The 24,962-nt window shown below is 41.0% G+C and carries 27 protein-coding genes; 14 read left to right on the top strand and 13 right to left on the bottom strand.

The genetic code is table 11. The annotated features are described in order from the left end of the window. Positions 1-111 precede the first annotated feature (111 nt). Complete coding sequence (locus AQPE_RS05280) at positions 112-879, top strand: IS5 family transposase (protein WP_318350008.1); 768 nt, start codon at positions 112-114, stop codon at positions 877-879. 102 nt (positions 880-981) lie between these two features. Here AQPE_RS05280 and AQPE_RS05275 read toward each other — a convergent pair whose 3' ends face one another. The 8 genes from AQPE_RS05275 to gcvT all read right to left on the bottom strand — a co-directional run bounded on the left by AQPE_RS05275 (position 982) and on the right by gcvT (position 7,976). After that, on the bottom strand, positions 982-1,359 hold the full coding sequence (locus AQPE_RS05275) for a DUF423 domain-containing protein (RefSeq protein ID WP_318350007.1): 378 nt from the start codon (positions 1,357-1,359) through the stop codon (positions 982-984). A gap of 135 nt (positions 1,360-1,494) precedes the next feature. Further along, entirely contained in the window at positions 1,495-2,745 is a 1,251-nt protein-coding gene (locus AQPE_RS05270) for a DUF1015 domain-containing protein (RefSeq protein ID WP_318350006.1), read from the bottom strand. A gap of 14 nt (positions 2,746-2,759) precedes the next feature. After that, positions 2,760-3,020, bottom strand: coding sequence for a hypothetical protein (locus AQPE_RS05265; protein WP_318350005.1), 261 nt, complete (start codon positions 3,018-3,020; stop codon positions 2,760-2,762). An 82-nt stretch (positions 3,021-3,102) separates the two neighbouring features. After that, positions 3,103-3,675: a pentapeptide repeat-containing protein gene (locus tag AQPE_RS05260; protein WP_318350004.1), complete on the bottom strand. Its 573-nt coding sequence runs from the start codon at positions 3,673-3,675 to the stop codon at positions 3,103-3,105. A 14-nt stretch (positions 3,676-3,689) separates the two neighbouring features. Next, positions 3,690-4,613, bottom strand: a complete 924-nt coding sequence (locus AQPE_RS05255; RefSeq protein WP_318350003.1) for an NAD(P)-dependent oxidoreductase — start codon at positions 4,611-4,613, stop codon at positions 3,690-3,692. Positions 4,614-4,672: 59 nt separating this feature from the next. Continuing rightward, complete coding sequence (gene serC / locus AQPE_RS05250) at positions 4,673-5,749, bottom strand: 3-phosphoserine/phosphohydroxythreonine transaminase (RefSeq protein ID WP_318350002.1); 1,077 nt, start codon at positions 5,747-5,749, stop codon at positions 4,673-4,675. A 239-nt stretch (positions 5,750-5,988) separates the two neighbouring features. Further along, positions 5,989-6,723 (bottom strand): 2-phosphosulfolactate phosphatase, encoded by a 735-nt coding sequence (locus AQPE_RS05245; protein ID WP_318350001.1) that lies wholly within the window; start codon positions 6,721-6,723, stop codon positions 5,989-5,991. 164 nt (positions 6,724-6,887) lie between these two features. Continuing rightward, on the bottom strand, positions 6,888-7,976 hold the full coding sequence (gcvT, locus tag AQPE_RS05240) for a glycine cleavage system aminomethyltransferase GcvT (protein ID WP_318350000.1): 1,089 nt from the start codon (positions 7,974-7,976) through the stop codon (positions 6,888-6,890). Positions 7,977-8,183: 207 nt separating this feature from the next. Here gcvT and AQPE_RS05235 point away from each other — a divergent pair, with 207 nt between their 5' ends. Then, on the top strand, positions 8,184-8,531 hold the full coding sequence (locus tag AQPE_RS05235) for an Hpt domain-containing protein (RefSeq protein WP_318349999.1): 348 nt from the start codon (positions 8,184-8,186) through the stop codon (positions 8,529-8,531). A 91-nt stretch (positions 8,532-8,622) separates the two neighbouring features. On the opposite strand, the gene AQPE_RS05230 is transcribed toward AQPE_RS05235, so the two are convergent. Beyond that, positions 8,623-9,960 (bottom strand): rhamnogalacturonidase, encoded by a 1,338-nt coding sequence (locus AQPE_RS05230; protein ID WP_318349998.1) that lies wholly within the window; start codon positions 9,958-9,960, stop codon positions 8,623-8,625. A gap of 436 nt (positions 9,961-10,396) precedes the next feature. Between AQPE_RS05230 and AQPE_RS05225 the strand changes: the two genes are divergently transcribed. The 9 genes from AQPE_RS05225 (at position 10,397) to AQPE_RS05185 (ending at position 18,468) form a co-directional block, all read left to right on the top strand. Then, a complete protein-coding gene (locus tag AQPE_RS05225; protein WP_318349997.1) occupies positions 10,397-11,899 on the top strand; it encodes a phytoene desaturase family protein in 1,503 nt (500 codons plus the stop codon). A 1-nt stretch (position 11,900) separates the two neighbouring features. Next, positions 11,901-12,848 carry a phytoene/squalene synthase family protein gene (locus AQPE_RS05220; RefSeq protein WP_318349996.1) on the top strand — a complete coding sequence of 316 codons (948 nt, stop codon included), beginning with the start codon at positions 11,901-11,903 and terminating at the stop codon, positions 12,846-12,848. Positions 12,849-13,003: 155 nt separating this feature from the next. Beyond that, positions 13,004-13,747, top strand: coding sequence for a dienelactone hydrolase family protein (locus AQPE_RS05215; protein WP_318349995.1), 744 nt, complete (start codon positions 13,004-13,006; stop codon positions 13,745-13,747). Positions 13,748-13,750: 3 nt separating this feature from the next. Then, positions 13,751-14,143 (top strand): DUF1801 domain-containing protein, encoded by a 393-nt coding sequence (locus AQPE_RS05210; protein WP_318349994.1) that lies wholly within the window; start codon positions 13,751-13,753, stop codon positions 14,141-14,143. A gap of 28 nt (positions 14,144-14,171) precedes the next feature. Further along, entirely contained in the window at positions 14,172-14,537 is a 366-nt protein-coding gene (locus AQPE_RS05205; protein WP_318349993.1) for a DUF2200 domain-containing protein, read from the top strand. Positions 14,538-14,843: 306 nt separating this feature from the next. After that, positions 14,844-16,259 (top strand): sensor histidine kinase, encoded by a 1,416-nt coding sequence (locus AQPE_RS05200; protein ID WP_318349992.1) that lies wholly within the window; start codon positions 14,844-14,846, stop codon positions 16,257-16,259. A 104-nt stretch (positions 16,260-16,363) separates the two neighbouring features. Continuing rightward, positions 16,364-17,206, top strand: a complete 843-nt coding sequence (dat, locus tag AQPE_RS05195) for a D-amino-acid transaminase (protein ID WP_318349991.1) — start codon at positions 16,364-16,366, stop codon at positions 17,204-17,206. A 1-nt stretch (position 17,207) separates the two neighbouring features. Continuing rightward, entirely contained in the window at positions 17,208-17,570 is a 363-nt protein-coding gene (locus AQPE_RS05190) for a DHCW motif cupin fold protein (protein WP_318349990.1), read from the top strand. 10 nt (positions 17,571-17,580) lie between these two features. Further along, on the top strand, positions 17,581-18,468 hold the full coding sequence (locus AQPE_RS05185; protein ID WP_318349989.1) for a leucine-rich repeat domain-containing protein: 888 nt from the start codon (positions 17,581-17,583) through the stop codon (positions 18,466-18,468). A gap of 23 nt (positions 18,469-18,491) precedes the next feature. Here the strand turns inward: AQPE_RS05185 and AQPE_RS05180 are convergent, their stop codons facing one another. After that, positions 18,492-19,853 carry an MATE family efflux transporter gene (locus AQPE_RS05180; protein WP_318349988.1) on the bottom strand — a complete coding sequence of 454 codons (1,362 nt, stop codon included), beginning with the start codon at positions 19,851-19,853 and terminating at the stop codon, positions 18,492-18,494. Positions 19,854-20,037: 184 nt separating this feature from the next. Between AQPE_RS05180 and AQPE_RS05175 the strand changes: the two genes are divergently transcribed. Further along, on the top strand, positions 20,038-20,565 hold the full coding sequence (locus AQPE_RS05175; protein WP_318349987.1) for a hypothetical protein: 528 nt from the start codon (positions 20,038-20,040) through the stop codon (positions 20,563-20,565). A gap of 62 nt (positions 20,566-20,627) precedes the next feature. Here the strand turns inward: AQPE_RS05175 and AQPE_RS05170 are convergent, their stop codons facing one another. After that, positions 20,628-21,611: a dihydroorotate dehydrogenase-like protein gene (locus tag AQPE_RS05170; protein WP_318349986.1), complete on the bottom strand. Its 984-nt coding sequence runs from the start codon at positions 21,609-21,611 to the stop codon at positions 20,628-20,630. A gap of 46 nt (positions 21,612-21,657) precedes the next feature. Then, positions 21,658-22,338, bottom strand: a complete 681-nt coding sequence (locus AQPE_RS05165; protein WP_318349985.1) for a YggS family pyridoxal phosphate-dependent enzyme — start codon at positions 22,336-22,338, stop codon at positions 21,658-21,660. A 184-nt stretch (positions 22,339-22,522) separates the two neighbouring features. Between AQPE_RS05165 and AQPE_RS05160 the strand changes: the two genes are divergently transcribed. Further along, on the top strand, positions 22,523-23,494 hold the full coding sequence (locus AQPE_RS05160; RefSeq protein WP_318349984.1) for an aminodeoxychorismate synthase component I: 972 nt from the start codon (positions 22,523-22,525) through the stop codon (positions 23,492-23,494). Beyond that, the gene (locus AQPE_RS05155) at positions 23,478-24,077 is read left to right on the top strand and encodes an aminotransferase class IV family protein (RefSeq protein WP_318349983.1); all 600 of its coding nucleotides are present in this window, start codon (positions 23,478-23,480) and stop codon (positions 24,075-24,077) included. The genes AQPE_RS05160 and AQPE_RS05155 overlap by 17 nt, the downstream gene beginning before the upstream one ends. Positions 24,078-24,170: 93 nt before the next feature. Here AQPE_RS05155 and AQPE_RS05150 read toward each other — a convergent pair whose 3' ends face one another. Next, the gene (locus AQPE_RS05150; RefSeq protein WP_318349982.1) at positions 24,171-24,932 is read right to left on the bottom strand and encodes an MBL fold metallo-hydrolase; all 762 of its coding nucleotides are present in this window, start codon (positions 24,930-24,932) and stop codon (positions 24,171-24,173) included. Between the last annotated feature and the right edge of the window lie 30 nt (positions 24,933-24,962).

Here is a 24,962-nt window from a genome sequence, read left to right as displayed (position 1 = left end):
CACACTAAGAGACTGTTTAAATTTAGAATATTTGTAAATAAAACACTGACTATCAGTTGATTAATTGGTTTTGTTTTGCTATCTTAATGGTTACCAAACTGTTAAGAACACATGAAACACTATCCAACCAATCTCACCGATAGCCAATGGATGCTATTAAGTGGCATTTTAAACGACAACCGTAAGAGAAAACATTCTTTACGGGATATTTTCAATGCCATTTTCTATTTGATTAAAACAGGTTGTCAATGGCGTATGATACCTGGCTGTTTTCCCAATTGGGAACTAGTTTATTACTATTTCACTAGATGGAAGAACAACGGTGTCATAGAACAAGTACATGAACTGCTTCGCGACAAAATACGCAAAAAAGCAGGAAAATATGAATCTCCCAGTTTGGCCTGTATTGATAGCCAGTCTATTAAAACAACCAGATTGGGCGGCGAATGTCGCGGTTTTGATGGAGGCAAAATGATCAAAGGTCGCAAACGCCATATCGTTACAGATACAATGGGTTTGCTGCTGGCCGTTGTTGTACATGCTGCAAATGTGCATGACAGCAAGGGAGCAAGTGATGTAATTGCCTTACTGAAAGGTAGGTTCGAAAGGCTGGTCAAGATCGTTGCTGATGGTGGTTATCGTGGAGAACTCATAGAGAAGACCAAAACCACATTCGGCTGGATACTTGAAATCGTTTTGAGATCAGACCATTCCAGTAAATTTACCGTTATTCCCAAAAGATGGGTTGTCGAAAGAACTTTTGCCTGGTTTGAAAGTTACCGAAGACTCAGTAAAGACTTCGAATACCTGACCAACACTAGCCAGGTAATGATTCAGATTGCAATGATAAGACTAATGCTTAATAGAATCAAAAAATAAAATTTAAACAGTCACTAAGGCTAAGTAAATAAATTAGAAAATTTGCCGATAGTTATTCCAGATTCTTGAATAGAATTTTTTGAATCAAGGTTTATCTGATCGTCAGGATTTGTGTTTTACGAATGCCATGCAAAGAAATATCCATCCGGCAACAAATGATAGTCCTCCGACAGGAGTGATTGCACCAATGGCTTTAATTCCTGATAAGGTCAGGACATATAAACTTCCGGAAAATAAAATGATGCCAATCGTTATGAATAGGCCGGCCCAATTGAGGTATTTCGATTTGATATGAAATCCGACTAATCCGATAACTAACAACCCAAGTGCATGATAAAACTGGTATTCGACTCCGGTTTTATACACGGCGAGCATTTCGGGCGACAGACTTTGCTTCAAGGCATGAGCGCCAAAAGCTCCCAATAAAACAGAAAAGGCCATAAAAATTGCCCCGGTTAACAGTATGGTTTGATTTTTCATTTTTACTTCTTTATGTCCATATAAACAATCCGTACCAGTCTTGGTTTGCGGAAAAGAAAAATCCTGCCGGAATTGCGACAGGATTTTATATGCTCTTATATTCCGGACTTATTTCTCCGGTCTTACGGCTTTTTATTAATCCAGTTTGTGAATCACCAATCCTGAACGAAGTTTTGGCTCGAACCAGGTAGTTTTTGGAGGCATAATGTTTCCTGAATCGGCAATGTTGATCAATTGCTGCATCGAAACCGGATAAAGCGCAAAAGCCACTTTCATGTCTCCACCGTCAACTCGCTTTTTCAATTCGCCCAAACCGCGGATTCCGCCTACGAAATCAATGCGGGTTGAAGTGCGAAGGTCGGCAATTCCCAGAATCTGATCGAGAACCAAATTTGACAGAATAGTCACATCCAATACGCCAATCGGGTCGTTGTCGTTAAATGTTCCGGGTTTGGCATTCAACTTATACCATTTCCCTGAAAGGTACATGCTGAATTCGTGAAGTTTGGTTGGTTTGTAAATTTCGGTTCCAGCCAATTCTACATCAAAGTTCTGAGCCAGTTTATCCAACAATTCAGCTTCAGTTAAACCATTCAAGTCTTTTACAGTGCGGTTGTAGTCGATAATCTGCAATTGATTGTCAGGGAAATGTACAGCCATAAAGAAATTGTATTCTTCTTTACCGGTATGGTTCGGGTTCTGGCTTTGTTTTTCGAGTCCGATACGGGCAGCTGCAGCTGTGCGGTGGTGGCCATCAGCGACATAGGTTGCCGGAACTTTGGTGGCAAACAGTTCTTCGATTTTCTGGTTGGTAGCCGCTTCGTTTATGGCCCAGAAATGGTGACCAAAGCCATCTTCGGCAACGAAATCGTAATCTGCTTTCTGGCTTTTTACAATCGACTCCACAATAGCATCAATTTCAGGAACGGCACAGTATGAAAAGAAAACAGGCTCGATATTGGCATTCAGGTAACGGGTCAAAATCATTCGGTCTTCTTCCTTGTCCGGACGTGTCAATTCGTGTTTTTTGATGATCCCCTTGTTGTAATCGTCGCACGAAGCAGCGCCGACAATTCCATATTGGGTGCGGCCATTCATGGTTTGCGCATAGATGTAATATTTCGCTTCTTCATCCTGATTCAACCAGTTTTCTTCCTGAAATTTCTCGAAATTTTCAACCGATTTCAGGTAAACAGTTTCCGAATGAATGTCGGTTCCGGTAGGACAGTCGATTTCGGCGCGGGTAATATGGAGCAGCGAACATGCTTTTCCTTCAGCCATTTGAGTCGCCTCAGTGCTGTTCATAACATCGTAGGGCAAACAGGCCAGATCACTGGCAATAGCTTGTGGTGGACGAAGTCCTTTAAATGGTTTTACGATAGCCATAATCTTTCTTTTTATCAGATTGGGTTGTTACTTTTTCTTCTTTCGGAGACATTTTTATAAACAATGTATGCCAGGCTTCGGATAGCCACTTTCCTTCCGGATGGAAGATGGGTTGGCCTCGCCCAGGGCATAATCAATGCTGCACTTGCTGCAACAATTAAGCCTTTTACCGGATTCATCTCAATCGACATGAGCCACACAAATAAATAGATAATGTCGAAAATGATCAGAAATATCATGAAATTGTAAAAGACGATCTTAAACTTTAAGGGCATGACAAAAACGATTAATTAATTGTAATTGAAGAATGGTTTGTTTGTTTTTTTAGTGACTATAAACCAAACTCAAAGGTTATTCTTATTCTATTTCAATGTTGTATTTCCCCAGTAAACCGGCCAATCCGGAAATAGAGAACTTCGCTTTTTTTATTCTGTTTGTTTCAGGATCGATGGAGTAATTCGCCGCAGTTCGAAAATCGGCTTTTTCAAGATTACTTTCATGAAAAAGGGCGCGTTCCAGATTGCAATTACCGAATATAGCCATTGAAAGATCAACAGCAGTAAAGTCGACTTCTTTCAGCGAACAATCAATAAATTTGGCTTTCTTCATTTTTTTCTTGAAGAACGAAGCATAATCGAGAACGCATTTCTGAAAGTTGGCCGCAAATAAAAAATCTGAACAATGATCGAAGTTTAATCCGATCAACTTACAATCCAGAAAATGCACATCTTTCAAACCGGTTCCGCTAAATTTTGCCATGGCAAAATTGCAGCTTTCAAACCGGCATTCGATGAAATCTGTTTCCGATAAAATGCTGTTCGAAAAATCGCAATTGATAAAAGTACAACTATCAAATTCTGTGTTCGATATTCGCAGCCCGGAATAGGTGACGTTTACAAAATTCGCTTTGTCGTGTATTATTTCTTTCATCAGTTGACTGACATTTATTTATTGACGCGGTAGGCCTGATCACCACTTTCAAAAAAAGCTACTATTTGTTCGGCGGCTGCTACTCCGGCATTTACATTGGCTTCAGATGTTTCTGCTCCTTGTTTCTTGGGAGTTGAATAGTATCGGAAGTCAAATTTTCCGGCTAATTCATCATGGTTAGTGGGAGCAATGTCGCTGATGTATTTAAAATCGGGACGCTCTTCCAGCATTTTCTTCAGTCCATCTTCATCAATTACTTCTTTTCGGGCGGTATTGATTATCGTGGCGCCTTTTGGCATTTTATTCATCATGTCGAAGTTAACCGACTTCTTTGTTTTTTCGTTGGCCGGAATATGTAGCGACAAGAAATCACTCTCGCTGAATAATTCGGCAACATTCTGAACCACTTTTACATCGTAGGGCTCCATGCTAACTTTAGTAATACAAGGATCGAGTGCAATTACTTTCATCCCAAGGCCCTGGGCAATACGTGCAACGCGACGGCCTATGTTTCCACAGCCATAAACCCCTATTGTTTTTCCTTTAAGTTCGGTTCCTGAAACTCCTTTGAACTGACCACGCGACATGAAAATCATCATCCCGATAGCTAATTCGGCAACAGCGTTCGAGTTCTGCCCCGGTGTATTCATGGCAACCATGCCCTTTTCGGTGCAGGTAACCAAATCCAAATTATCGAAGCCCGAGCCTGCCCTGACTACAACTTGCAGTTCTTTAGCGGCATCAAGAACCGCACGGTCAACAATGTCGCTTCTCACAATTAACGCATTAACGTCTTTCACAGCATCCAGCAATTCCGCTTTTGATGCATATTTTTCGAGCCGTTTCACCTCGTAGCCGGCTTGTTCAAGAATTCCGACCATTTGATTTACTGCTGCCGGAGCAAATGGTTTTTCAGTAGCTATTAAAACCCTTTTCATAGTTATTTTTCTCTTTAAAAAGAGAAAAGCAGAACCCCCATTCTGCTTTTCTTCTGAATTTATTTAAGCTTTGTTTGTTCAAATGCTTTCATGGCTTCAACCAATGCAATCACACTTTCTTTTGGAAGTGCGTTGTAAGTTGAGGCACGATACCCGCCTACCGAACGGTGACCTTCGAGTCCCAACATGCCCAACGATTTGGCATAGGTAAGAAATTCTGGTTCCCATGCTTTGTATTCGTCGTTCATAACGAAACAAATGTTCATAACTGAACGATCATTTACATCAGGAATATTGGCTTTGAATAATTTGTTGCGGTCGATTTCATCGTAAAGGATTCCGGCTTTTTCGATGTTCATTTTTTCCATCACTTTTACGCCGCCTAATTCTTTCAGCCATTTCAGGGTTTGGAGAGCTGCAAAAACCGGAACAACCGGCGGTGTATTAAACATGGATTCGTTTTCGATGTGAGTTTTGTAATTCAACATCGTAGGAATTTTGCGGGTTACTTTACCTAACGCGTCTTCTTTTACAATTACGAATGTAACGCCTGCTGGAGCAAGGTTTTTCTGAGCGCCACCGTAAATAATCGCATATTTTGAAACATCCATCTGACGGCTAAAAATATCGGATGACATATCGGCAACCAAAGGCACTTTGCAATCTAAATCCTGACGGATTTCTGTTCCGTAAATTGTATTGTTGGTTGTAATGTGAAAATAATCAGCATCTTCAGGAACAACATAGTCTTTCGGGATGTAATTGTATGTGTTTGCTTTTGAAGAAGCGACTTCAACAACTTCACCGAAAAGTTTGGCTTCTTTTTGAGCTTTATCAGCCCAGGTTCCGGTATTCAGATAGGCAGCTTTCTTTTCCAATAAATTGAAAGGAACCATCATAAACTGAGAACTGGCGCCACCGCCCAAAAATAACACATGGTAACCAGCAGGAATATCGAGCAGTTCTTTGAAGAGTTGCTGAGCTTCATTGCTTACGGCAACAAACTCTTTGCTGCGGTGCGAAACTTCCATCAGAGAAAGGCCTGTTCCGGCAAAATCGATTAATGCTTCGGCGGTGTTTTTAATGGTGTATTGCGGCAAAATTGAGGGTCCCGCATAAAAATTATGCTTCTTCATTTGATTGTAATTTATGGGTTAATAACTATTTACAATGAATAAGATTGCAAATAACAATTCAAAATAAACGATTATCTGCGTATGGTTTTCTGAGATAAATCAGACTTAATTTTGTTACAACAAGTTATAGAACATCCAATTAATATGCTTCAAAATTCGAATAAAAAAACGAAGCGACAATCTGTAATTACTTTAACTTTTTAACTTTTGACAACTTGTTATTGACAATGCCTTATTTCTTACATTGGCTTCAAAATGTCAACCAATTTTTCATCCTGAAATATGGGGATAACCGGGCAGAGATCGTCAGTAAGGCAATATTCAATACAGTCGTCTAATCCTTTTGATGCCAGTCGGCTTTTTTGAGCGGCTTTCTGTATGTAGGCGAATAAATCATTTTTTGCAAGGCTCCACAAATCGATTGATGCAGTAACTCCGTCGCAAATGGTTTCAAATTTTCCTGAATTCATTAATCGTTCGGCCAAAGCGCCTGCGTAAACGGTGTCTTCCAGACTGAAGCGATCTTTCCACGAAGCACAAAAGATTAATATGGGAGCATTTTGCTGAATGAGCCAATTGGTCAATACTGAAATATTCAGGAATGAACCAATTACAACTGCTTTTGAATGACTGGCCAGGTGAATGCACCGGGTACCGTTGGTTGTGGAATAGACAATTTCTTTTCCGCCAACGATTTCAGGAGTAAAGTTAAATGGTGAGTTTCCGAAATCAGCAAAGTCGAGCACATAGCCATCGCGTTCGGAGGCGACCATGTAGCCTTGTTGTTTCATTTCACGTGCTTCTTCGACCGTTGCGACCGGAATGATGCTTTTTACACCATTGTGAATGGCAGCACAGATTGTTGAGGTAGCGCGCAAAATATCAACGATCACTACAATGTTGTGATCATCGGCATGCTTATCGTAGATTGCGGGGGACAAACAAACCTCAAGCCGATTTTGGGATTTTTCCATTTTCATGTGAATGCCACAAAGATATAGAAAGTAGTCAACTGAGTCCTGTTTTTGGATTCAGAAAATGGGATTTAAACAAAAGGTAAACTTTGGAAAATGGAAATAGTCATTAGTCATTTGGAAAAAGTAAAACAACTTTTCGAATGACTAATGACTATTTGTTGTTATTGCAGATTGATAAACGGCATTTTAACAATCTTTGCTTTCAGCATTTTGTTACGCACGTTCATGAAAACTTCGGTTCCAATAGCCGAATAAGCTTTGTGGACATAAGCCATGCCAATGCCTTTATTTAAAACAGGTGACATCGTTCCGGAAGTAACCCGGCCGATTATGTTTCCGTCTTTGTCGGTCAATTCGTAATCGTGACGCGGAATTCCGCGGTCAATCATTTCAAATCCACGAAGTTTACGCTCAACGCCTTCCTGCTTCTGCATCAGCAGTAGGTCTTTATCGATAAAGTAATGACCATTAAATTTGGTAATCCATCCCAAACCAGCTTCTATTGGCGAGGTTGTGTCGTCAATATCGTTACCATACAAGCAGAAACCCATTTCAAGTCGCAGTGTATCGCGGGCTGCCAGTCCAATTGGTTTGATGCTAAATTCAGCGCCAGCCTCAAAAATTTTGTTCCACATTTGTTCTGCGATTTCATTTCTGAAATAGACTTCGAAACCGCCAGATCCGGTATAGCCTGTGGCCGAAATAATTACATCGTCGAACCCAGCAATGGAGCCAGTTACGAATGTGTAATATTTGATTTCAGACAAATTAATATCGGTAAGTTTCTGAAGAGTGGCTTCAGCTTTAGGTCCCTGAATGGCCAACTGGCTGATTGCAGGAGAAGCGTTTTCGAGAATCGCTCCATTTGTATTTTGAGAAACGATCCAGTTCCAGTCTTTGTCGATGTTGGAAGCATTAACAACCAAAAGGTATTTTTCAGCTTCGTAATAATAGACCAACAAGTCATCAACAATTCCACCTTTCCCATTGGGGAAGCAAGAGTATTGAGCCTGACCTAAAGCCAGTTTCGAAACATCGTTCGAAGTAACCCGCTGCACCAATTCCATTGCATTCGGACCTTTTACCCAAAACTCGCCCATGTGCGAAACGTCGAATACTCCAACAGCTTCGCGAACAGTCATGTGCTCTTCTTTTATTCCTGAATACTCGATAGGCATCTCAAATCCGGCAAACTCTACCATTTTGGCGCCCAGTTGTTTGTGTATCTGATTAAAGGCTGTAATTTGCATAGTTTTATTTTCAGTTTTATGTGGCAAAATTAGCGTATTAGCTAGGTTAAAAGCATGAAAAATATCATTTGCCAAAGATATTAGTTTTTACCACTGGTTTATAATTATTTGTTCATTCGCATAACAGGATATTTAGTGCATTCTAACTAGGTTCGAAAGATATTTTTTTTACTTTTGACTGCATAATAACACTTCAAATAACAACCAATGTCGCAAGCCCGTTTGACAAATTTAGATTACCTGAAAGAGATTACAGGCGGAGAGCCTGAAATTATGAATGAGTTTATTCAGATGTTTTTTGATCAGTTACCCGAATTCAGGGATGGGTTAACCAGTCATTTAGGCAATCAAAAATGGAAAGAACTTGGCGAATTAGCGCATAAAGCTAAATCATCAGTGATGACTTTCGGGATGAATGATCTGGGGCATCGACTAAAAGAATTGCAACTAAAAACCCAGAAGCTGGAAGACATTGATAGTTATTCTGCATACGTTGAAGAATTTATAAATACAATAGCTCTGGCGGAAGTTGAACTTAAAGGAGACATGAAGTAAAAACATTAAGGTTTATCCAACCATAATAAAACCCATAAAACCAAGAGTTCTTATGGGTTTTATTATTCATAGAAGTTTCATCATCATCATTTTACTCAATCAATTTTCCGTTTATAACGACATTTTTAAGATTTAGCCCTTCGATGAGCGATTTGTTCAGTTCTCCTTTTTCTGCTGTTATTTTCAGGTTTTCGAAAGTGAAGTTTTTCAGTTTGTCGTATTCCGATATTTCGATGTCTGCAAAAATCTGGCAGGTTAGTTCAATGTTGCGGAACACCACCTGATTTGAAGTTGATAATAATGGCGTTTCACGTCCTTGCAAATCGAAGAATTGGGTCCATGGTTTGGCAAATAAAAGTCGGTCAGCTTTGCCGGTAATGTTTTCGACCAGAATGTACTCGTAAAGTTGAGGCGTGTCGCCGCGGTTTTTCAGCCAAAAAACACGCGAAGGGCCATTAACCTTACAGTGGCGCATAATGATGTTTCGGTTGTGAATCGACTCACTTCCGCAGGTTACAGCCGAGTGACAGAAACCAAACGTACAATTTTGGATGATGATGTTTTCATTCGGGCCATTGGTCGGATCGGTGTCGGCTGAAACGCCTTTGCCACCTTTTAGAGCAATGGCATCGTCGTTTACTTCCATGTAACAGCCATTTACCAGTACATTTGTACATGCATCGATGTCAACAGCATCGGTGCTGGGCGCTTTAACCGGAGCGGCTGGCGAAAAAATATGCAGATTAAGCAGTTTTACATTCGAGCAGCGATACAGGTGGGTCGTCCAGAATCCGGAATTATGCAGTTTAACATCCTGCAACTGCACATTTTTACTGTTCTGAATGAAAACAAGTCGCGGCCGCGAAACTTCGAGGTTTGTACATTTGGGGTTTTCAGCTCTGCGCTGCCAAAAGGCTTCCCAATATTTCAATCCATTACCGTCGATTGTCCCTTTGCCAGTGATGGTAAATCCATCAACGCCATATGCATTTACCACAGCTGGGAAATAATCGATGCTTCGTCCTTCCATGCGCGATGGCCCGATTGGAAAATTTGCAATGTCATCAGAGCCAAGCAGCGTACCACCTTCGCTCACATGCAAATGAGTTCCTGGTTTAAAAAACAAAGCTCCTGTTAAAAAACGCCCCTTCGGAATGATGACTACACCGCCGCCTTTGTTCGCTGCTTCGTCAATGGCTTTCTGTATCGATTCAGTATTCAGGGTTTGCCCGTCGCCAACAGCGCCAAAATCGGTAACAGCCAATTGAACACCAAGTTTTTCACTGTTAATTCTAGTGGTGTCAGTTAGTGATTGTGGAATTTCAGTACCATCCGGAAAATGCTCAATTGTTTTCTTTTCAGGAGTTTTACACGAAAGGGTTTGAATGCTAATTGCAAATATTGTTAGTATGAACAGAATGTTTTTCATTTTTTTTTTTGAAGTTTGAACGCTTACCGACAGAAATAAGATTTAAAGAGGCATCAAACAAACTGCTCAGTAAATGAAACCCAAAATAGTAGATTAAGTTTCAATCTGAAATTCAATCTGAACGAAAATTATTTATCCTCTTCTTTAGTTCGTTCATCGGTAAAAATAAGCTATTCATACCATATCTATTTTCCTGAAAGAAACAATGGCTCTAAATTCACATCAAAATCAAAAGGCCATGAATTAGACCTTTATCATCCGTAAAGAAAGTGCCTTCAACAATAATTGGGTGATTCAACTTACCGATGGTGTCTTGGTAGACGGTTCGAGCACGATTATTTTCTCTCCGGAATTTGGGAAATAGCCTGTAACGAACCAATCAAAAAAACGTCTCAACCTTTAAGAAAATAAAAGCAATATTCAGAAAACAAAAACCATGGACAACAAACCCAGAGCAGTGATCATCGGTGCCGGAGTTGGCGGATTAGCCACCGCCAATTTTTTAGCAAAAAATGGTTATTCCGTTGAAATTTATGAGAAAAATGCTAATCCAGGTGGCCGCTGCGGACAAATGATTCAGGATGGACACCGCTTCGATTTGGGTGCTACCATTTTACTGATGCCATCACTTTACCGGAAAGTGTTATCTGAATTGGGTATCGATCTCGATAAAGATTTGGAAACCACTTCACTTGAACCGGTTTATAAGCTTTTCTTCAGCGATGGGAGCGATTTTGCTTTTACCCGCAATCCCGAACAAATGAAAACGCAGCTCGAAGCCATTGAAACGGGCAGTTTTCCGAAATATCAGGAATATGTGAAAGAAGGTTACGAGTATTTCAACCTTTCGATGAACGATTTGCTGGGTAAAAACTTCGATCATTTGTTTCAGTTTGTGAATTTCAAAAGCATGCGTTTACTTCTGAAGCTGAAGACATACTTAAAACATACCGATTACATCCAACGATATTTTAATGACCCGCATCTGAGGATGGCCTTTACCTTCCAGAACATTTATGTGGGACAGAATCCGTATGATGCGCCGGCATTTTTTTCGATGCTTCCGGGCGCTGAAATCGCAGAAGGTGCTTTGTTCCCGAAAGGTGGAATGCATCGGCTGGTGGAAAAACTGCTCGAACTGGCAAATCAAAACAGCGTACAGATTCATTATAAAAAACCGGCTGAGAAAATCGTTTTAAACGGAAGGAAAGCTGAAGGAATCCTGTTGGACGATGGCACGATTGTTCACGCTGACCTGGTGGTGGCCAACGCCGATCTGCCATACGTTTACGACAAACTTTTGCACGATAAACAGAAAACCCGTTCGCTGAAGAAGAAAAAATATTCCTGTTCCGCCATTGTTTTTCACTGGGGAGTCGACAAAGTATATCCGCAACTCGATCATCACAGTGTTTTCCTGAACGATCCGTACAAACAAGGACTGAACAAGATTTTCAAGGAAAAATCGCTCTCCGAAAATCCAAGTTTCTACATTCATGCTCCGGTTCGAACCGACAAATCTGCCGCTCCTGAAAATCACGACACGCTTTCGGTAATTGTTCCGGTTGCTCACCTTGATTCTCAAAACCATCAGGATTGGGGAAAGCTGAAGCAAAGAGCCCGTGAAGGAGTGATCAGCCGTTTGGAAGAAGCCGGGTTGCACGATATTGAAGAACACATTAAGTTCGAAATTTGCTATCTGCCCAAAACATGGGAAAGCACGTGCAATGTCACCCGAGGTTCTGTGTTCGGAAGTTTATCCCATTCCATTTTTCAGATGGGCTATTTCCGTCCGCACAACCAACACAAAAAATATCGAAATTTGTATTTCGCTGGTGGAAGCACACACCCCGGAAACGGTGTTCCGCTGGTGCTTTTGGGAGCAAAACTCACAAGCGAACGCATACTGAAAGACGCAAAAAATCAGAATTTCAACTAATATGGAAACACAAGTTCAAACCCCAATCGATCTGTATTACCAAATTTTCGACTCCATCGATTTCGAGAAGATTATTGATCATCCGAACATATTGATTGCAGCCAATTTCTGGGATAAAGAGCGTTATCAGGCGGCAAAAAACTGCTACAAGTTTATGCGTGCCATCGACGATCTGATTGACAATTACAAAACCGAACACATCACCATTGATCCTGAAAATCAGGCACAGTTCGAAACCGATGTGTACCGATGGATTAACACGATTGCTGAAGCTTCGCAGGAAATTCCTTCGCAACGCGAATTAATTGAAACGGTTCACCGTTTTAGTATTCCATTCTGGCCGCTCGAAGCCTTTGCCAAATCGATGATCTACGATATTTATCACGACGGTTTCCCAACATTGCAGGGTTTTATCGACTATGCAGGGGGCGCATCGGTTGCTCCCGCTTCCATATTTGTACATTTGTGCGGACTGACGAAAAAGGACGGAAACTATATTTCTCCTGTTTTCGATGTGAAAAGGGTGTCGACTCCCTGCGCCATTTTCAGCTATCTCGTGCACATCATCCGCGATTTTCAGAAAGATCACCTCAATAACCTGAATTATTTTCCCGACGACCTGATCGCCAAATATGGTATGAACCGCCAGCAACTGCTATTTATGGCCAAAGGCGGACAAATTACCGATGGATTCCGAAAGATGGTTCGCGAACTTTACGAAGTTGCCGACACTTATCGCGATGAAACATACCGGATGATTGAAGAAATCCGTCCGTTTCTGGAACCTCGCTGCCAGTTGAGCCTCGAAATTATTTTTGCCCTTTACCTGATGGTTTTCGAGCGCATCGACATCGAACACGGAACCTTTTCAACTAACGAACTCAACCCAACTCCGGAAGAAATTAAAGAACGCGTTGGACAGGTGATTGAGCGATTCGAAGTTGTGTAAATTCGATTCGATTGAATAGTATATGAGTCAGGGTTTCACTCCAAAGTGAGGTACTGATTGGCTATTTAGAAAACTTAACAACCCTCCGTAAACAAAGCTTCTCTTTTGTCGTTTCAGGATAATAAGTTCACTGGTTTAACCTTAAACGAAATAACATGAAAAAACTTTTTATTCTTTTAGTTGGTATGGCAATGTTACAAACAGTTTCAGCACAGGAATTAAAGGCCGTGAAATATGCCGACGGTGCGCAGGAGTTGAATGGGTTGGTTACTTCGAATGCGGGAAAAAACTTGCCCGGAGTATTGATCCTTCCGGCTTGGATGGGCATCGACGATGAAGCCAAAACCGCCGCTCTCGAGCTCGAAAAGCAGGGTTACATTGCTTTTGTTGCAGATATTTACGGCAAGGGAAACATCCCCACCGATTTTGCAAGTGCTGGCAAAGTTGCCGGTCAGTTTAAAAGCGACTACGCTCTTTATCAGAAACGCATTTCGCTGGCGCTGGCGCAACTGAAAAAGGCTGGTGCACAAGGCAGTAAAATTGCCGTAATTGGCTATTGCTTTGGCGGAACCGGTGCACTGGAAACTGCCCGTGCAGGGTTCGATGTAACTGGAGTGGTGTCCATTCATGGCGGACTTTCGAAGGCTGCCGATCGCCCCAATGCACCCATTAAAACGAAAGTTTTGATTGAAAATCCGGCTGAAGATCGGGGCGTTACCAAAGAGATTTACGACCAGCAGGTTCAGGAATTGAAAGATGGAAAAGCCGACTGGCAAATTATTACTTATGCCAATTGCGGGCATACATTTACCAACCCTACATCAAAGGAATACAATGAAGTAATGGCCAAACGCGCCTGGAACCATACCCTTGGATTTTTGGCCGAGGTGCTGAAATAGCAGATGAACACAGAGATTCAGAAATATAACGATGCCAAGACAGCGGTCGATAAGGAAATTTGTGATCTTCTTGCAACAATAATCGACAGCGAACTAACGGAATCGGAAAGTAAAATCTGGCATGCTCACCCAGTTTGGTTTCTGGATGGAAATCCGATTGTTGGCTACAGCAAACAAAAAGCTGGCTGGCGCCTGATGTTTTGGAGTGGTGCGGATTTCGATGAAGAAAATTTAAGTTTGAAAGGAAAGAAATTTAAAGACGCTTCGATTTTCTATACTACAGTTGAACAAATCAATGCGACAGAGCTTAGGCGTTGGCTGGAAAAATCGAAAGAAATTCAGTGGGATTATAAAAACATTGTGAAAAGAAAAGGCTTGTTGGAAAGATTGAAGTAATTTGTGCGATAAAGTTAATTAGCCAACTATGAACGATACAACCAAACACGACGAACGCATTGGGAAACTGACCTTCGCAGCGGTTTATCCAATGTATGTAGCAAAAGTAGAGAAGAAAGGCCGGACAAAAGAGGAATTGCATCAGGTAATTGAGTGGTTAACTGGCTTCGACGATAATAAAATTCAGGGACTGATACAGGAAAACGTAACTTTCGAACAATTTTTCCAGTTGGCTATGATAAACCCCAATGCGCACCTGATCACCGGAATAATTTGTGGCTATCGGGTCGAAGAAATTGAAAATCCGTTAACTCAGAAAATCAGATATTTAGACAAGTTGGTGGATGAGTTGGCGAAAGGCCGAAAGATGGAGAAGATTTTGCGCGGCTCTTAATTCGCGACCCATACTGATCTTTTTCGTTATGGTTTTCAAAAGAGCTTAATGATATTTCTCACAGCCGGCTTACTCACTTATTTTGATCAGAAATCCAAACTACTGGTGCACTATTAATCCCATGCGGAAACTTTAAAATTCAACATCCCACTTTATAAATCTGCTCATTCTCTTTTCTCCAAAGATCCGAAAAAAGTAAGACCTGATTATTGCCATTGACAATAATCAATCTGACAATCTGCTAGATATAAATTACTTTCTGAAAAAGTTTGCTTAAATTGCATAGTTGGATATCTGCAACTGACTATGAATTACTGGAATCGGTATATCAATTATTACATCACCAATTATTCCAAACTGAACAAAGAGGACTCGGAGGAACTTGCTTACCTGCGAAACAAACTTTTTATTTCAATATTGATTTTGGCCTTCCCGATTGGTGTTATTGCCTACATCCCAAGTATTGTGGTATCAGTTGAAACTAAATCGTGGGTGATCGCTGTATTTGATACGCTCGCGATGTTCACCCTCACATACATCTATCTGGACAAGAACCTCAGTATGAATACGAAAAAGAACCTGCTTTCACTCGTGTTCTATATTCTTTCACCAGTTCTTTTTCTCTACCTCGGGACCACTGGCCCCAGTGTGAGTATCCTGTTCTGTATGTCGATTCTAATCACGCTATACAACGACAAAAAAGCAGGTTATATCTCATTGGCTTTAAACGTATTAATCTATATGCTTTTCCTGGCGATCATACCAGTGAACCTAAAACACCTGCAATTTTTCGGGCAACTTGGGGTAGATACCTGGATCGGAATCGGGATTAACCTCATTGCTTTTAACGCTCTGGCAGTCTTTTCGGTGGCTTCGCTGGTTGAGCATTTAACTGAATCGTTTATTCGCGAAAAACATTTACGGACGCGGCTAAAGAGAGAAAGCGAAGAATTACAGATTGCCATACAAAAAGCGGAGGAAAGTGATCGGCTGAAATCGGCGTTTCTGGCCAACATGAGCCACGAAATACGAACACCGATGAATGGGATTCTTGGTTTTTCGTCGTTGTTAAGCGACGAGAACCTGAAAGAAGCTGACCGCCAGATGTATATTGAACTTATTCAAAAGAGCGGCGACCGAATGCTGAACATCATCAATGAAATTATCGACATATCAAAAATTGAATCGGGTTTGACAACAATTAGTTCAGCGAAAGAAAACCTGAATGAGATTTTGAAGTATATCTACGATTTTATGCTACCCGAAGCTACCCGCAAAAATATCGCACTTTCGTATCACCTTGGCGCGAATGACGAAAATTCAGTTATCTATACCGACAGAGAAAAGTTGTACATTATTTTGCTCAACCTCGTAAAAAATGCGGTGAAATTTACCGATCAGGGCGAAGTTTCTTTTGGTTATAACTTGATTCAGACCAATAAAAATGAGGTTCAAATGGAGGTTGCAATTTACGTGAAAGATACTGGCATAGGTGTTCCTCCTGAGAAGCAGGCTGTCATTTTTGAACGATTTATGCAAGCTGACATAAAAAATGTAAAGGCCCGTGAAGGCGCCGGACTTGGCTTGTACATTTCGAAAAGCTATGTAGAGCTGATGGGAGGAAAAATCTGGATTGAAAGTGAAGCAGGCCAAGGCACAACGTTCAACATCATTCTTCCTTTCTCAAAAATACCAAAGGTCAAACAAACTCAAAAGAGATAGTTTTTTTTAATAATCATAGGCCGCCCCCTTGAATAAAATCTTCATTCTATTCCGGAACAATAAATGTTCAGTAAATTGGGGGCAAATATACATCCACAAATAATATGGCTGAAATTGTTTACCTAAACGGAAACTTCGTTCTGAAAAATGAAGCTTTTGTATCTCCGGAAGACCGTGGCTTTAACTTTGCCGACGGCATTTACGAAGTCATTAAGTATTACGGCGGAAAACCTTTCCGCTATGCCGATCACATGGATCGGTTGCGGCGAAGTTTGCGCGAAATCAGTATTGATTTTGACAATTTGGATCAGTTCGAAGTCGTATTTCAAACGCTTCTGGAACAAAACGGACTGGCTAATCAGGAAGCTGGTGTTTACCTGCAAATTACCCGCGGAAGTCATACCCGAATTCACCAATTTCCTGAAAGCATAAAACCTACAGTTTATGCCACCGCTTTTCCCTTTTCTTCAAAGTGGGATCAACTCAAAAACGGAGTGAAGGTTATCACTACCGAAGATATTCGCTGGCTGCGTTGCGACATTAAATCGATTTCGCTGCTGCCCAATGTGCTTGCCGCCGAAAAAGCCTACGAGCAAAATGCCGTTGAAGCCATTTTCATTCGCAACGGAATGGTTACCGAAGGCTCGCATTCCAGTTTTATGGCGGTGAAAAATGGTGTGGTTTACACACATCCCGATTCGAACCTAATTTTACCGGGTATCACTAAAATTGTGATCCGTGAAATTTGCAAAACCAATAATATCCCGTTGGTTGAAGAGCCAATTCCGGCTTCAGAATTGATGGCAATGGAAGAAATGATGATTATTGGCTCCGGCAGCGAAGTTACTCCAATAGTACGACTGGATGAAAGTCTTGTTGGAGATGGCAAGCCTGGACAGGTTACTCTTCTCATTCAGGAAAAATTCTTTGAACTAACAAAACGCTAAAATGAATCCCAATATTCCATTTCAAACCATCGATTGGTCGACGATTCCAAAAACAGAACACAAAGGCGAAACAGGAACAGCCTTTTGGCAAACGGTTCAGCTACCTGGATTACGAATCCGCTTGGTTGAATACACAGCTGGTTATGTGGCCGATCACTGGTGCCGGAATGGTCACATCGTGCATTGTCTGGAAGGCGAATTTGTAAGTGAATCGGAAGATGGTAATCACAGCTATTTAACTTCAGGAATGACTTATGTGGTGACCGACGAGCTGAGTTCACACCGTTCGGTAACAAAAAATGGAGTGAAGCTGTTGATCATTGATGGCGATTTCCTGAAATTTCAGGAAGAAAGATTAAGCTAGAGTCTAGAGTATGGAAAAAACAAACGATTTGAAAGAAAGACTTCTTGAAGCCTGGTCAGAAGTTAACCTGAATAAGATTTCACGAAACCTGATCCGTTTATACAAGGAAAAGGAATATGAGAAACTGAACATTATTTCAGGAATGCTTTCGGAATGGGTTGAGATTGTGATTGAACCGGATGGTAAAGGGTTTGCAAAGATCATTTCGCTTTATCATCCCGACCGCGGCGATTATTACCGCGGTTTAATCAGCTCGGCCGCCAGACAAGAAGACATCTTGACTCTCGCCCGGTTCGAGCATATTTTTGTTATTGAGAATATTGAGGAAATAGCCGCTACCATTGAAAGTTATGAGGATATTGATTATCATCCGGAATATGAATGGGATGTAAAAGATACTGGATTCAGCTATTTTCAGGATAAAAAAAAGAAACCGCGTAAAGGAAAGCAAAAGGTAAAATCGGAAGGTTATTCTTTTTACGAGGCCATGCAAATTAGACAATATGGCGATATGGATACAACTTTTCCCACGTATTATTTGGAAGATTTGGATGAAATTGAGCTTTCGGAATCGGAAATTGATGATCTGGACGGGGTGGAATATTGTATCCACACGGTTTCGATGGATTTGTCGTTTAACCTGATTTATGATCTATCGCCACTTGCCAGCTTGGTTTACCTTCAGGAACTAAATTTATCGAACAATCAGATTGAATACATCGACGATATTAGCAATCTGCAACAACTGAAAAGCATTGACCTGTCGAACAATTCGATTACCGATATTTTGCCATTGCTGGAAATAGAAGTGCTTGAATGTGCCGATTTAAGCGGCAACAAAATACCACAGGAGCAAATTAAAGGGTTAAGAGATACTGGAGTTACCGTTGATTACTAAGTCCTTATTTATTTGTGAATCAATTAGTTCTGAGTTTCAGACAAAGCACTCAGTTTTTTCCAATGATTAACCAGAATAAATACAACGACTATTGCCGAGCAAAAATCGGAAATTGGCATGGACAGCCAAATGCCTTTAAGCCCGAGATAATTTGGAAGCAGAAAAATAAGCGGTATCAGAATAATAACCTGACGCAATAAGGTGAGAACAACTGCAATTTTAGCCTTTCCCATCGATTGAAAGAAATTTCCGGCGACTACCTGAAATCCGACAAAGGGTAAAGCCATCAAACCCAATCGCAGCCCTTGTTTTCCCAAATCGAGTAAGCCTGCATCCGAAGAATTAAAAAGTTTAACGATGACTTCTGGAAGTGTTTCAACCATTACAAATGCAAAAACAGCAATCCCGGTTGCTGCAATCATGGCAATTCGTAACGTATCTTTCACGCGCTGGTATGATTTGGCTCCGTAATTAAAACTGATAATTGGTTGCGAAGCCATATTGATGGCCACAATCGCCATGACAATCATTGTTGCCATACTGTTTACAATTCCCATGGCGCCAACAGCCAAATCACCTCCAAAAGCAATCAGTTTGGTATTTAGCAAACCCTGAACCAAACTGTTGGCAATCTGCATAAAGAAGGGCGCCATTCCAATGGCAATAATTTCGAACAGAATTAGCCGGTCGAAAACAATGTTCTCTCTTTTCAATCTGACAACTGCTTTTGAACTCCTGAAATGCAAAAGAACCCAAACGGTGAGTACAATCATTGAAATGACTGTAGCATATGCTGCGCCTTTTACACCCATTCCAAAGCCAAAAATGAAAATCGGATCGAGAACCAGATTTGTTCCCGCACTGATGAGCATGGAGAGCATAGCTGTATGGGCATTCCCTTCGGAACGGATAATGTTGTTCAACGAAAATCCGACAACCTGAAAAACGGTGCCGGCTAAAATAATATCGAGGTAATCGTTGGCATAGCCAACGGTTTCGGTAGTTGCACCAAACGACCGGAGTAACGGCCCTTTAATGGAAAACCCGATGATGGTGATGACAACCGCCACAAGCAACATGAGTAAAAAGCTACTGCCCAGAACCTGCTCTGCCTTATTTTGATCGTGTTTCCCTAAATTAATTGAGACCAAAACTCCGGCGCCAATACCAATCAACATGCCGAAACCCATCACAATCAGCATTACCGGGAAGATTGCCGAAATGCCGCTTAAAGCCATCGATCCAACTCCCTGTCCGATAAATATACGATCGACAATGTTGTACAGGGCATTCACAAACACGCCGATAAATGCAGGAATAAAGAATTTCAGCATCAGCTTCGGAACGCTCAATTCAGCAAGATCTTTGGTCTTCTCGTTCATCATTAGGATTAAAATTGGAGTGCAAAGTTAGAATTAAGACGGATTCGGTAGTTAAGAACATGTAAATACCAATCTTTTCCGTTGGGATATTAACCTTATTTTATTTCTTCATCGCGCAAGCTTGTAAACCGAATGACCAGGAATAACTTCAAATGATTAAATTTGCAAAACACTAAAGGAATTTTAAATGACAACAGATCAGACTCCAAACGACCACAAAAATATGCTGAAAGGATTGCAATCGGCAGATTCACTAAAAGTTATTGAAACACTTGAAGATTTGCGCGTTTCAGGAAAATCGGCAGATATCCCATTCCTGATTGAGCTGCTGCACCTGACTCCGGATCCGGAAATAAAGAGGAAGGTTACCGATTTGTTTGCTAATTTAAAGGAAAGTGATGCTATCCCATTGATTGTATCAGCCATTCAGAATCAGAAATATGCGCCCGAATTAAAAAGTTTGGTGGCTAGTTGCTGGGAGAACGGACTTGACTACAGCAATTACCTCAATTTATTTGTCGATTTGCTCATTGAAAGTGATTTTATGGTTGCTTTTGAAGCTTATACGGTGATCTTAAATATGACCGCTAAAATAGATCAGACCAAAATTGATATGGAGATCGATCGACTTGAAGTTGCTATGAAAACAACTGATGAGCAAAAGAAAGCGTTGATATTGGATGTGATTGATTTTTTACCTTCTATCGGATTTTGAAAAGGTCAATGAGAAAAGGAAAAAGACCAGCATGAATCGATCGTGCTGGTCTTTTTTTTGAGTTATCTCCCTTCGAAATACTTCATAAACTGGGCTCTTTCGTATATGGCGGGGTTCGGTATGTTTTTGTAAGACAAACGTCCGCGAAAATCTTCAATTTTTTTGAAATGTCGTTTTTTCATAAATGCAGTCAGGTCATTGATCATTTCGGCTATTACCTGAGTACCATTGATGTAAACTGAAGAACAAATTTGAGTGACCTGGGCGCCAATTAGTAACTGTTTAATAACGGCTTCGCCATCATGAATGCCTGTTCCGGCAGCGATCTGAACATTAGGTAGTTGTGATGAAATGAGCCCAATCCAGCGGATCGAACGACGAATGTCTTCCGGACAACTAAAAACTTCGGATGAGGTCAGCTCCAGTTTTTCAAGATTAACGTCGGGTTCATAAAATCGGTTGAACATGACCAGGGCATCGGCGCCATTTGTTGTAAGTTTATCGGCCATGGCGATCAAATTACTGAAATTGAACCCAACTTTTACCGATATGGGAATTTTCACGTTCTTTCTGACTTCCGAAACAATCCGTAGGTAATGTTGCTCAATTTCTTCTGAAGTTTTTTTCGGATCGGTTGGCACAAAAAACAAATTGAGTTCGAGGGCATCGGCTCCTGCATTTTCCAAATCTTTAGCAAATACAACCCATTCAGATGCCGACATACAAGTGATGCTGGCAATAATCGGAACTTCGGTTTCTTTTTTAGCTTCGCTCAGCAAATTCAAATGGCTGGTGATTAATTTATTGCGAGTAAAATTCCATGTAAAGTCTTCTTCTTCAGGAATTAAATGCTGGGGTTGCCGATTGACCTGGTTATTTACTTCGTTGTTGATCTGTTCTTCAAAAATTGATTTCAGGACAATTGCTCCTGCTCCTGCTTTTTCAAGGTCTTTAATTTTTTCGATGGAATTGGTAAGGCCAGAACTGGCTATTATAATGGGATTTTTTAATTTCAATCCCATGTATTGGGTTTCCAGATTAATCATATCGATTGGATTTGGTGTATTGACCAAATAACAATCAATTGATTCATTAGGTTTCAGAATTGTAATTCCTTTCGCCAAAAATTGTACTTCCAATCCGGACCATCGTACTTCCTTCTTCAATGGCAATCAGGTAATCACCCGACATTCCCATTGAGATTTCCTTGAATTCGGTTTTGTTTGCAAAATAGCCCAGTTTTAGCTGATCGAAATAGGTTTTCAGGCAAGCAAATTCTTTGTGTATTTGATTTTCATCGTCGGTATAAGTTGCCATTCCCATTACTCCTGAAATTTTTACGTGATCCAGAAGTTTAAATTCATCAGATTTCAGCATTTCTTCAACCTCAGCCAGCGAGAACCCAAATTTTGTTTCTTCTTCAGCAATGTGAAACTGAAGCAGGCAGGGAATAATCCGGTCTATTTTTTTTGCTTCAGTATTGATGGTTTTAAGCAGTTTAAACGAATCAACGCCGTGAATTAAATGGATAAACGGGGCAATGTATTTCACTTTGTTGGTTTGCATATGGCCGATAAAATGCCATTCAATGTCTTTCGGAAGTGCCTCAAATTTTCCGACCAATTCCTGAACCTTGTTTTCTCCAAAGGCCCGTTGTCCATGGCGGTATGCTTCTACAAGCATTTCAATCGGCTTGGTTTTAGATACGGCAATAAGCTGAACCTGAGCCGGTAGGTTTGCTTTTACGAGGTCTATGTTTTCTGCGATACTCATGATTCAAAAATAGCACACAAATACGAAATCTCAGTGATTTTTTAAATCAATTTGAAGAATTAACCTCCATTCCTCAATTAATCTCGCTTCGCAGTTCAGGGAACATCGCACTCAGTGTGCCGCGATCCCATCTCCGACTTCGGACTCCGGTCTTCCTGCTTTTTTCATATCTTTGACCTCCGTTATGAGCGAATTTCAGCAACATACAATCAACCAAATGAACGAACTGGGAGCGCAAGGCAAACCATTCGTTTTTGTGATCGACTTTGATTTTGAGGAACCTTTGATCTTTGAGCTTGACGACGCATCCGCAATTCTTTGGAAAACACCTGAAAAGAGTAATTTTCATCCCGGAATAAGTCAGGATCAGTCAGTTGTCTGGAATATTCATCCGGTTGAGTTCGGGCAATATCAGCAAGCGTTCAACAAAGTTCAGCAACATATCCACAATGGAGACACGTATTTGCTCAACTTAACGATGCCCTCTCGGGTAAAGACAAACCTTACTCCGGAAGAGATTTTTTACCGAAGCGAGGCGTCCTACAAAGTTTGGTTAAAAGATCAGTTTGTGTGTTTCTCTCCTGAGATATTTGTGCGCATTAATGATGGAATTATTTCCTCATTCCCGATGAAAGGAACGATTGATGCCAACCTTGATAATGCAGAACAAGTTTTGCTGAATGATGAAAAGGAAGTGGCCGAGCATCATACCATTGTTGATTTGATTAGGAATGATCTGAGTATGGTTGCTACTCATGTTGAGGTTGAAAAGTTGATGTATATTGATAAGATCAAGACTAATCAAGGTGATTTATTGCAGATGAGCTCTCAGGTTTCGGGAAAACTTCCGGAAAATTATCGGCAATTGATCGGAACTATTTTGGCTAAATTGTTGCCTGCCGGGTCGATCTGCGGAGCTCCAAAACCTAAAACCCTGGAAATCATTCGCAACGTTGAGCCTTGTCAGCGAGGTTATTACACGGGTGTCTTTGGTGTTTTTGATGGCGTGAATCTGGATAGCTGTGTTTTAATCCGGTATTTGGAACAGGAAGGCCATGAGTTGGTTTTCAAAAGTGGGGGAGGAGTCACCTTTTTAAGCGATTGCCAAACCGAATACAACGAACTAATTCAGAAAGTATATGTCCCTATTAGTTGAGTCATTGAAGTTGAAAAATGGGGTAGTTCAAAATCTGGAATATCACCAGATGCGGATGAATCGTGCGATGGGCGAACTTTTTCCTGATGCCGGAACGGTTGATTTGGCAAAAGCAATTACAGTTCCCGAAAACTGTATTTCCGGAGTTTTTAAAGTGCGGGTTTTGTATGGCAGTTCGATCGGGAAAATTGAAATCGAACCTTATGTTTTCAGAACCATCCAAAGCCTGAAAGTGGTTCGTTACGAAAGTATTGACTATCATCTAAAATACACCGACCGGCAAATTCTTCAGCAATTGTTTGCTCAGCGCGAAAATTGCAATGACATTATCATTGTTAAAAACGGATTGGTGACCGATTCATTTGCTGCCAATTTACTCTTTTTTGATGGAAAGACCTGGTTTACGCCAACCACACCTTTGCTTAAAGGAACCAAACGCCAATTGCTACTCGATCGGGGAATTATCTCCGAAAAAGAAATCAGGGAAGAAGATATTTCTGGTTTTCAGAAAGTCGGACTGATCAATGCGATGATTGATTTTGAGGAAATGCCAATTGTTTTAGTGGCAAAGATTGTTTGTTAGCTATGTCCGTCAGTTGAAACTGACGGCAAAGGATATGGCTCAACTGATGACATAAGGGTATTCTTTGCCGTTGACTTCAGTCAACGGACATCCTTAAACGACTATCTCCAACCCGTCAAACGACAGAAATACATTTTCCGGAAGCTCTTTTTGCACTTCATCGTAAAAACCCATTTGATGTGAAAGGTGTGTCAGGTAAGCTTTGCCAGGTTTTACTTCTGTAATCAATTCCAAGGCTTGGCTGAGGTTGAAATGCGAGATGTGTTCTTCTTTTCTTAGAGCATTCAAAACCAAAACGTCCAACCCCCTAAGTTTATCAATCTCGGTATTTTCCAGATGGTTTACATCTGTTACGTAGGCTAATTTCCCGAAACGAAATCCAAAAACGGGTAATTTATAGTGGAGGCCACGTATGGGAATTACTTCCAGATCATTTATTTGGAAAGGTTTATTTTCAATCAAGTGCAGGTGCATTTGTGGAATTCCGGGATAGCGGAAAGAGGCAAACACGTAATCAAAAATTCGCCGTATGGCAATCTGCACGCGCTCTTCGGCATAAATATCGGTAGGCTGTTTTTGTACCCAGTTAAAAGCGCGGATATCATCGAGCCCAAAAATATGATCGACGTGTTCGTGGGTGAGCAGAATGCCATTTAAATGACGGACATGATGAGAGAGCATTTGTTGCCTGAAATCGGGTCCGGCGTCAATGACCAGGCATTGAGTCCCGGTTTCAATCATAACAGAAGCACGTAATCGTTTGTCTTTCGGATTGTTTGACAAACAAACCGGACATTGGCACGCAACTACGGGCACTCCCTGCGATGTTCCAGTTCCTAAAAAGGTAAGTTTCACTATCGTGTTATTTGATTGCAAAAATAAGGA

Origin of the sequence: Aquipluma nitroreducens (assembly GCF_009689585.1) — a bacterium.
GTDB lineage: Bacteria > Bacteroidota > Bacteroidia > Bacteroidales > Prolixibacteraceae > Aquipluma > Aquipluma nitroreducens.
Note: the sequence above shows the minus strand (reverse complement) of the source record. Positions and strands in the feature narration are given on the sequence as shown.

Coding starts and splice junctions, on each gene's coding strand:
- AQPE_RS05205 (WP_318349993.1), top strand. CDS start 14,172: ATGAACGATACAACCAAACACGACGAACGCATTGGGAAACTGACCTTC.
- AQPE_RS05220 (WP_318349996.1), top strand. CDS start 11,901: ATGGAAACACAAGTTCAAACCCCAATCGATCTGTATTACCAAATTTTC.
- AQPE_RS05170 (WP_318349986.1), bottom strand. CDS start 21,611: ATGATTAATCTGGAAACCCAATACATGGGATTGAAATTAAAAAATCCC.
- AQPE_RS05275 (WP_318350007.1), bottom strand. CDS start 1,359: ATGAAAAATCAAACCATACTGTTAACCGGGGCAATTTTTATGGCCTTT.
- AQPE_RS05200 (WP_318349992.1), top strand. CDS start 14,844: ATGAATTACTGGAATCGGTATATCAATTATTACATCACCAATTATTCC.
- AQPE_RS05245 (WP_318350001.1), bottom strand. CDS start 6,723: ATGGAAAAATCCCAAAATCGGCTTGAGGTTTGTTTGTCCCCCGCAATC.
- AQPE_RS05210 (WP_318349994.1), top strand. CDS start 13,751: ATGAACACAGAGATTCAGAAATATAACGATGCCAAGACAGCGGTCGAT.
- AQPE_RS05185 (WP_318349989.1), top strand. CDS start 17,581: ATGGAAAAAACAAACGATTTGAAAGAAAGACTTCTTGAAGCCTGGTCA.
- gcvT (WP_318350000.1), bottom strand. CDS start 7,976: ATGCAAATTACAGCCTTTAATCAGATACACAAACAACTGGGCGCCAAA.
- AQPE_RS05155 (WP_318349983.1), top strand. CDS start 23,478: ATGTCCCTATTAGTTGAGTCATTGAAGTTGAAAAATGGGGTAGTTCAA.
- AQPE_RS05260 (WP_318350004.1), bottom strand. CDS start 3,675: ATGAAAGAAATAATACACGACAAAGCGAATTTTGTAAACGTCACCTAT.
- AQPE_RS05175 (WP_318349987.1), top strand. CDS start 20,038: ATGACAACAGATCAGACTCCAAACGACCACAAAAATATGCTGAAAGGA.
- AQPE_RS05180 (WP_318349988.1), bottom strand. CDS start 19,853: ATGATGAACGAGAAGACCAAAGATCTTGCTGAATTGAGCGTTCCGAAG.
- dat (WP_318349991.1), top strand. CDS start 16,364: ATGGCTGAAATTGTTTACCTAAACGGAAACTTCGTTCTGAAAAATGAA.
- AQPE_RS05270 (WP_318350006.1), bottom strand. CDS start 2,745: ATGGCTATCGTAAAACCATTTAAAGGACTTCGTCCACCACAAGCTATT.
- AQPE_RS05160 (WP_318349984.1), top strand. CDS start 22,523: ATGAGCGAATTTCAGCAACATACAATCAACCAAATGAACGAACTGGGA.
- AQPE_RS05235 (WP_318349999.1), top strand. CDS start 8,184: ATGTCGCAAGCCCGTTTGACAAATTTAGATTACCTGAAAGAGATTACA.
- serC (WP_318350002.1), bottom strand. CDS start 5,749: ATGAAGAAGCATAATTTTTATGCGGGACCCTCAATTTTGCCGCAATAC.
- AQPE_RS05280 (WP_318350008.1), top strand. CDS start 112: ATGAAACACTATCCAACCAATCTCACCGATAGCCAATGGATGCTATTA.
- AQPE_RS05230 (WP_318349998.1), bottom strand. CDS start 9,960: ATGAAAAACATTCTGTTCATACTAACAATATTTGCAATTAGCATTCAA.
- AQPE_RS05215 (WP_318349995.1), top strand. CDS start 13,004: ATGAAAAAACTTTTTATTCTTTTAGTTGGTATGGCAATGTTACAAACA.
- AQPE_RS05190 (WP_318349990.1), top strand. CDS start 17,208: ATGAATCCCAATATTCCATTTCAAACCATCGATTGGTCGACGATTCCA.
- AQPE_RS05225 (WP_318349997.1), top strand. CDS start 10,397: ATGGACAACAAACCCAGAGCAGTGATCATCGGTGCCGGAGTTGGCGGA.
- AQPE_RS05165 (WP_318349985.1), bottom strand. CDS start 22,338: ATGAGTATCGCAGAAAACATAGACCTCGTAAAAGCAAACCTACCGGCT.
- AQPE_RS05265 (WP_318350005.1), bottom strand. CDS start 3,020: ATGCCCTTAAAGTTTAAGATCGTCTTTTACAATTTCATGATATTTCTG.
- AQPE_RS05255 (WP_318350003.1), bottom strand. CDS start 4,613: ATGAAAAGGGTTTTAATAGCTACTGAAAAACCATTTGCTCCGGCAGCA.